This window comes from Phaeovulum sp. (assembly GCF_041596715.1).
In the GTDB taxonomy this organism is placed as follows: Bacteria; Pseudomonadota; Alphaproteobacteria; order Rhodobacterales; family Rhodobacteraceae; genus UBA6213.
In genome coordinates this window covers 1-6,108 of record NZ_JBFHIA010000192.1, presented here as the reverse complement: position 1 = coordinate 6,108, position 6,108 = coordinate 1, and the positions used below count along the sequence as shown (strand labels likewise).

Sequence of the window (6,108 nt, the reverse complement as noted above, 5' to 3'; positions counted from 1 at the left end):
GACCCTCACCAACCTGCCCAACCCGGCAAGGTGGTCGCCCGCAAGGGGATGCGGCCGAACCGGCAATTATTGGGTTGGCTTCATTCTATGGCGATCACCTCGTGCCTCTTGAAGGAGAGACCGAGATGATGAACCGCAGAACCCTGCTCCTCGCTTCCGCAGCGATGGGGTCCATAACCTTCCTTGGCGCGGCGCGCGCTGTCGCGCATGTCCCGCTTCGCGCGCAACCGCGCCACCGGCGCATCTTCGTGAGGCCGGGCACCTATGGGGCCTATCGGCTCGAAAGCGACGGCCCGGCGGAACCGCGAAAGATCGTCCGCAAGGAGGTGATCGAGCGCACCTTCGGTGAAGGGAGCTACGAAACGCTTACCCAGCCTGACCATTGGCGAATGATCGACGCGGGTTGGTTCGGGGGGAGTGACCTGCACCAGCCGATCCCGGTTGCGGACGAGGCCTATGACATCTGGCGTGCCAACCATCACCCGGTGGTCGAAGCCCACGACATCATCGCGGATCTCTTCCCCGATCTCTATTCACCCTTTCCGTGGTCTGGCCGGATGGCCAGATACGGCCTGTCGATGGTCGAACATCCGTGCACGCCGCGCTTTGCGACGGCAGACGTGGACTTTGAGTTCAACCTGATCCGTCTCGCCGATGAAGTGGCGGCCAGATCCAACCTCGTTTCAATAGTCTTGCCACCCGAAGTAAACGCATTGCGCGCCGACCCGGGCTACAAGCATTGGCGGGAAGGCAGGGCCTGACATCAGGCGGGTCGAAGCCGCCGATAAGGGCGGCTTCGACCCGTCGCCACCTGCATCAAAACGCGGGGCCGTAATCTTCGAGTACTCATCGACGACGCGACTTGTGCGTTGGGTATCTCTCGGTGCTGTCGCATCCGGCTGATACAATCGCAGCCTGCGCCTCGGCAGCAATAGGTATCGAGCGAAGCACGGCCGACTTCTGACCGCCCGAATCCCCACTTTTCTTTGTCCGCGATTCGTGGCAAATTGCGCCGGTACAAACTCCAAGGAAACGCTCGGTACGACGACACGCAAATCATCGCCCTTTGTAAGTAATCAGCGACCGATTTCTTCGGCGCTAAAGCTACATGAAGGGCAATATGATGACCGTATCCGAGAACTCCAACCACATCAGCATCGAAACTCTCGCCGGGCACCGCGCCGCAGTGCACTGGTTCCCTGCCTTGCTGAAGGCTTTCCCCGCACCAGAAGACCAAAGAAAGATCGTCGAGATGATCGACGCTGCGATGCGCCAATACGAAAGTCTGGTGTTCTATGTCCACTACACCGACATCGGCACCAAAGAGATCGTCTGGCATTCCGAGCATGACGAAACCACCGACGATATCACCGTCAAAGTCGACCTTTCGGAAAGGTTCACCCGCGACGAAAATGGCCGGATCGTCCTGAGTGAAATGGAAATGGCTTGGCTCAGGTGGGCCGACGAACTTCGCGCCAAGAAAATCCCGCCATATCCCGACCTCGAGACCCACACCAACGCGTTTTACGAATGGTACGCGGCACAAGAGAAAAACCAATAAGCAGCCGCGCCGCAAAGGCGCACGGGGGCAGACCGGCAAAGTGGGGGCGCGGCTTCCCCTTCCGGGTGAAGTTGGACCTCGCCCCCATAGTCGAAAAGGCGGTTGGCGCGCTGCGCCGACCGTCCACAAGGGCTAGGTGACAACTGGGTAGAAGGGCTTGCCCCAATCCTTGCCCGGATTGTCCATCATCAGGTCGATAAATACCGGCATCAAGAAAGACAGGATCGCGGCACCGTCATGGACTTGCGCGCGGTTCACGCCGCTGTTCCAAGTCGAGCCGCCGTGCACCAACTGATTGCGCAGCACGTAGAGCCGGTCGAACACAAAACTCAGCACCTTTGCTGTATCACCGGCTTGGAACGCCTGAGCAAAGGCGCGGGCCGAAATTTTAAAGCGATCTTCCCAATCCGAAAATCCCTCGATCCCGTTGTGATGTTGCCAGAACGGGTTGAAGACATAGCAGTTTTCCATAAGCATCCGCACCGGCCCGGAAAACCTCTGCCACAGCGCGTTGTAGATGCGGTGCCCACCATCCAGAGCCACCAGTTTGCTGAAGTAGTCGGCGAACGCCGCGCGCTCACCGGGGGGCATCGCCTGAAACTCTCGCTCGTCTGCATAGGCCGCATTGAAAGCAATCCAGAGAAAGATGAAGCGCGCGTCGTCATCTTCGCCGCAAGCCTCGGCGCGGCCGATCCAGCTTATGGCGCGATGGGTGCGCAATCCCATGGTTTCGGGAAAACTTGCACGGATAGCGCGTTGCTTGGCCTTCAGCGCGGCATGGTTAAGTGCATGCTTCATCGTTCAATTCCTTATAAAAACCACTTACGGCAACCCGTCAAAATCTGATCTGCGGTAATCTTCGACCAAGGATCGAAGCCCTTCCGGGGCGAGAACCTCGACCTTGTCGCCCCATTGATAAAGATGCCACGCCATCTCGAGCCAGCCCGCCGCGTGGAACGTCACCATAAGGCTGCCATCTTCCTGCGGCTCTAGGCTTTGCGTGGGGTGAAAGCGAAACTCTGCGGCGCGGGCAGCGGCCTCGGGCGCAAAGCGCCAGACCACTTCGCCAAATTGCGCGGGGTCTTGGTAGACGCCAAATGCCTGCGCCGCATAATCCTGAAGCGAAAACCCGGGCGCGAAGGCGAAACTTTCGTCCAAGGGCTCGGCGCTATGGATGCGGTCCATGCGGAAGTTCAAGATCGTGTCGCCGCGCGATGGTTGCCGGGCGACAAGATAGCTGCGATGGCCCAAAAGCAGGCCGTGCGGCTCGATAACCCGCATGGGCGCGTCGGAATCGCCGTAGCGCAGTTGCAAACGGAATGGACCACGCAGGGCCTCGATCACCGCATCAAGAACTTTCGGGGCAAGATTCGCCCGCGGGCCGGGCCGCATCACCGTGCCCATCGCGGTCAGAACGGCTTCGGCGTCGGCCTCTATGCGCGCGGCATCCTTTGGTGCAAGGCGTGCAAGCAGACCTTCACGCAAATCGGCCAAGGCCGACGCGTGGCGCAAACGGCCATCGGCCTGTGCTGCTCGCTCGGCAATCTCCAAGGCTTCGACGGCGGTCTCTTGCCGGGGTTGCAACCGCTCTAGCATCGGGTCGGCAACACGCCATCGGCGGCGGCGGTCATCGCCATCTTCCGCTTCGACATTCATGAACGCGGTCTCCAGCGCATCTGTCATGCGCTGCGCGGTCCTGTGCGAAATGCCAAACTCTTCGCAGATCTCATCCAAGCTGATCCCACTGCGCCGAGAGGCCGCCATCCTCGCGAGCCTGATCAAGTCTTGCGCCTTGGAAAACGACATGAATCTACCTAGGTGATAAGGCGTGTCAGAGATTGACACCCATGTAAGCTATTGATGCTCTTGCGGCCTGTCGAGGTGATTCTCAAGCGTAGTCAGTGACGATGTTTGCGAGTAGTTCGGGACCTCGACAGGCCCACCTGAATATCATTCATGGACCGATACATGAGGTCTTGCGTGAAAATCAGAATCAAAACCTGGCAGTCGAAGAAGGCCTCCAGCATCCTGAGCGGTGCCCAAAGGTAGCAGATCGGCAGAACCGGATCCGGCTACAATAGGCTTTTGCCGCGTGGCCCCCGAGTTCGGTGGGGAACAGGATCGCAGCCCAGATAGCTTGCGCAACCTCACGCGGCCAGCACCCGGACAACCCGTTGACCGCGCGTATTGAATCATGGCGACGGATTGCAATTAACTGCAACAAACCGGGCCTTCACCGGCCGTTGAAAAGCAACCGCCCCGAAGATTGCTCCGGGGCGGTATCGCGTTCGCGTGCTCAGCCCGCGTCGCGCACCAGGCGGACGTAGTTCAGGATGCGGATCGCGTCGCCCTGCGGGCCGTGACCCTCGGGGTAATCCGCCGCATCGCCGGCCTTCGGATCCGACCGTTGCGCGCCCGCGCCGTGCACATCCGTCCAGCCGTTCATGTACCCCATCGCCCGGCCAAAACTGACATAGGCGGCATAGGCGCCCGGCCGGGGCGAGATGTTGACGTGGGTGGTCGAGCTCCAGTGGAACGGGTAATCGACCTGCCCCGCCTCGTTGGTGATCTCGGTGATCTCGAAGATCGGGTCGAGGGCCGCCGACCCGGTGGTGTCGGGCGAGCGGGTGTAATCGACCAGCCCCTGCAGTTCCTTGACGTTCGGCACCCGCCAGTCGTCGTGGCCGAGGTAGTTCTGGGCGTTCATAGTCTCGGCCAGACCAGCGCGTCCTGCCAGGACACCGCCTCGCCATTGTCGGCCTGCGCCCACATCAGCCCGCTGGCCGCGTCGGTGACAGTGCCGTCGCCATTGTCGGTCAGAACCGGCACGCCGTAGCCGACGGCGCCCCGAACATACATGACGTAGAACTCCTTGTCCTCGCCACGCAGCCGCTGCCCGTAGCCCTTGATCCGGCCGTCGGCGAAATTCACCCCAAAGAGGGTTTCATCTTGTCCGTGCATCGTGTTCGAGACGTAGCGGGTGCTCGACGCCATCTGCCCATCGATCAGGCGTTCACCAGCCTGCATATCCCCATAGCCGAAATCGAACACCGAGGTATCGATGAAGGGCGTCAGGCCCGAGGTGTCGTTGCCCTCGTACCCGCTAGGGTCGATGCCGTTGAAGTTCATCAGCGAATACATCTCGGTGATGGTCGGCAACCGCCAGTCGTCGTAGCCGCCAAGGGCGAAAGTCTCGGCACCGGCCAGGGCTTCATCCAAAGTCAGCTTGTCGTTGATGTCGATGATTCCGTCGCCGTTGAGGTCGGGCGACTGCACCCACATCAGCCCTGTCACGTTGTCCGTGACAGTGCCGTCGCCGTTGTCGGTATAGCTTTGCTGCGTGCCGAGATGCTGCGCATCTTGCCCGAAGAAGGCCGCGCCCGGTGCCGGGCAATCGATCGCGCGGGTGGCGTCGTAGCAAGTGCCCTGCATCGTGTCGGGGATCGGGAACGGCGCATCCGCAAGCGCCGGCGCAGCGGCCAGCAGCAGGCTCGGTAGGAGAAGTCTGTTCATGATGTTCTTCTCTAATCGGAGATGACCGGGCTCCTCAACGCATGTTGAAAAGCTCTTGGTGAAAGTCCCCAGGACGAAGCCCATTCGCGATGAGGTCGCGGCGCAGCGCCGCGCCGAAGGCAGCGGGGCCGCAGAACCAGATGCTGGCCTTCGACCAGTCGGGCAGCATCTTGCGCAGGCGCTCACCGGTCAGCAAACCATCTTCGCGATCGCGCAACAGGTGCAGTTCGACCCCGGCGGCCGCAACGTCAGCCGCAAGCCGCGCCTTCGGTTCCGCTTCGATTTCCGGTAGGCAATGGATCAGATCAACCGTCCTGCCGTCCGGGGCGGATGCCAGATGCTTCAACTGGGCGATGAAGGGCGTAATGCCGATGCCCGCACCAATCCAGATCTGCCGCTCTTTCCCGTCATCGAAGGTAAAGCGCCCGTATGGCCCCTCGACACTGACTTCGTCGCCCACCGTTACGGTCTCGGGCAGGCGTTCGGTATAGTCACCCAGCGCCTTGCTGATGAAGGTTACCGCCCGGGTGGTGGGATCCCAAGCCGAAGCGATCGTGAAGGGATGCGCGCCTTCCTTGCGGTCGAAGGTGACGAATGCGAACTGGCCAGCTTCGTGACCCGGCCAACGCGCGTCCAGCGTGACCTCGGCTTGCGAGATTTTCATCGACGTGAAGCGGTTCAAGTCGGCAATCCGACCCGACACCCGGTGACGGCGGCCGATCTGCCGGGTAAGCGCCAGCACCGCTGCCACGACGCCCCCAACCATTAGCAGGGCAGTGACAATGCCGACCGGCTGCGTCCAAGCGGTGAAATCCATCAGCACGGCTGCATGGAAAACCAAGGCAAGATAGGCGACAGCGATCAGGGTATGGGTCTTGGCGAAAAGCCGGTAGGGAATACGTTTGATAAGCGCTACGGCGATCAGGGCTACGGCTGCGTAGAAAGCCCATTCCCCCAGCACCTCGGCCGTGCCGCGCTGCGCGTTGAAGAAGTTCTGAACCGCACCCAAATCGGGCATCTCACCGCTGGGGCGT

At 61.0% G+C, this 6,108-nt stretch carries 6 protein-coding genes and 1 riboswitch; of the genes, 1 reads left to right on the top strand and 5 read right to left on the bottom strand.

Translation table 11 applies throughout. The annotated features are described in order from the left end of the window. A riboswitch (SAM-I-IV-variant riboswitch) is annotated at window positions 1–80 on the top strand. This riboswitch is flagged as partial in the annotation. 1,043 nt (window positions 81–1,123) lie between these two features. After that, complete coding sequence (locus tag ABY403_RS12420; RefSeq protein ID WP_372841140.1) at window positions 1,124–1,561, top strand: hypothetical protein; 438 nt, start codon at window positions 1,124–1,126, stop codon at window positions 1,559–1,561. Window positions 1,562–1,693: 132 nt separating this feature from the next. Here ABY403_RS12420 and ABY403_RS12415 read toward each other — a convergent pair whose 3' ends face one another. The 5 genes from ABY403_RS12415 to ABY403_RS12395 form a co-directional block, all read right to left on the bottom strand. Continuing rightward, window positions 1,694–2,359 (bottom strand): hypothetical protein, encoded by a 666-nt coding sequence (locus ABY403_RS12415; RefSeq protein ID WP_372841139.1) that lies wholly within the window; start codon window positions 2,357–2,359, stop codon window positions 1,694–1,696. Window positions 2,360–2,383: 24 nt separating this feature from the next. Then, window positions 2,384–3,295 carry a helix-turn-helix transcriptional regulator gene (locus ABY403_RS12410; RefSeq protein WP_372841138.1) on the bottom strand — a complete coding sequence of 304 codons (912 nt, stop codon included), beginning with the start codon at window positions 3,293–3,295 and terminating at the stop codon, window positions 2,384–2,386. Window positions 3,296–3,857: 562 nt separating this feature from the next. Then, on the bottom strand, window positions 3,858–4,268 hold the full coding sequence (locus ABY403_RS12405) for a DUF1566 domain-containing protein (RefSeq protein ID WP_372841137.1): 411 nt from the start codon (window positions 4,266–4,268) through the stop codon (window positions 3,858–3,860). Further along, window positions 4,265–5,074, bottom strand: a complete 810-nt coding sequence (locus tag ABY403_RS12400) for a DUF1566 domain-containing protein (RefSeq protein WP_372841136.1) — start codon at window positions 5,072–5,074, stop codon at window positions 4,265–4,267. The genes ABY403_RS12405 and ABY403_RS12400 overlap by 4 nt, the downstream gene beginning before the upstream one ends. A 34-nt stretch (window positions 5,075–5,108) precedes the next feature. Continuing rightward, the coding region (locus tag ABY403_RS12395; RefSeq protein ID WP_372841135.1) for a ferric reductase at window positions 5,109–6,108 on the bottom strand (1,000 nt) is incomplete at its 5' end.

Bases quoted from the DNA above. Each gene is read 5' to 3' on its own strand.
- ABY403_RS12420 (WP_372841140.1), top strand. From the start codon at position 1,124: ATGACCGTATCCGAGAACTCCAACCACATCAGCATCGAAACTCTCGCC.
- ABY403_RS12415 (WP_372841139.1), bottom strand. From the start codon at position 2,359: ATGAAGCATGCACTTAACCATGCCGCGCTGAAGGCCAAGCAACGCGCT.
- ABY403_RS12405 (WP_372841137.1), bottom strand. From the start codon at position 4,268: ATGAACGCCCAGAACTACCTCGGCCACGACGACTGGCGGGTGCCGAAC.
- ABY403_RS12400 (WP_372841136.1), bottom strand. From the start codon at position 5,074: ATGAACAGACTTCTCCTACCGAGCCTGCTGCTGGCCGCTGCGCCGGCG.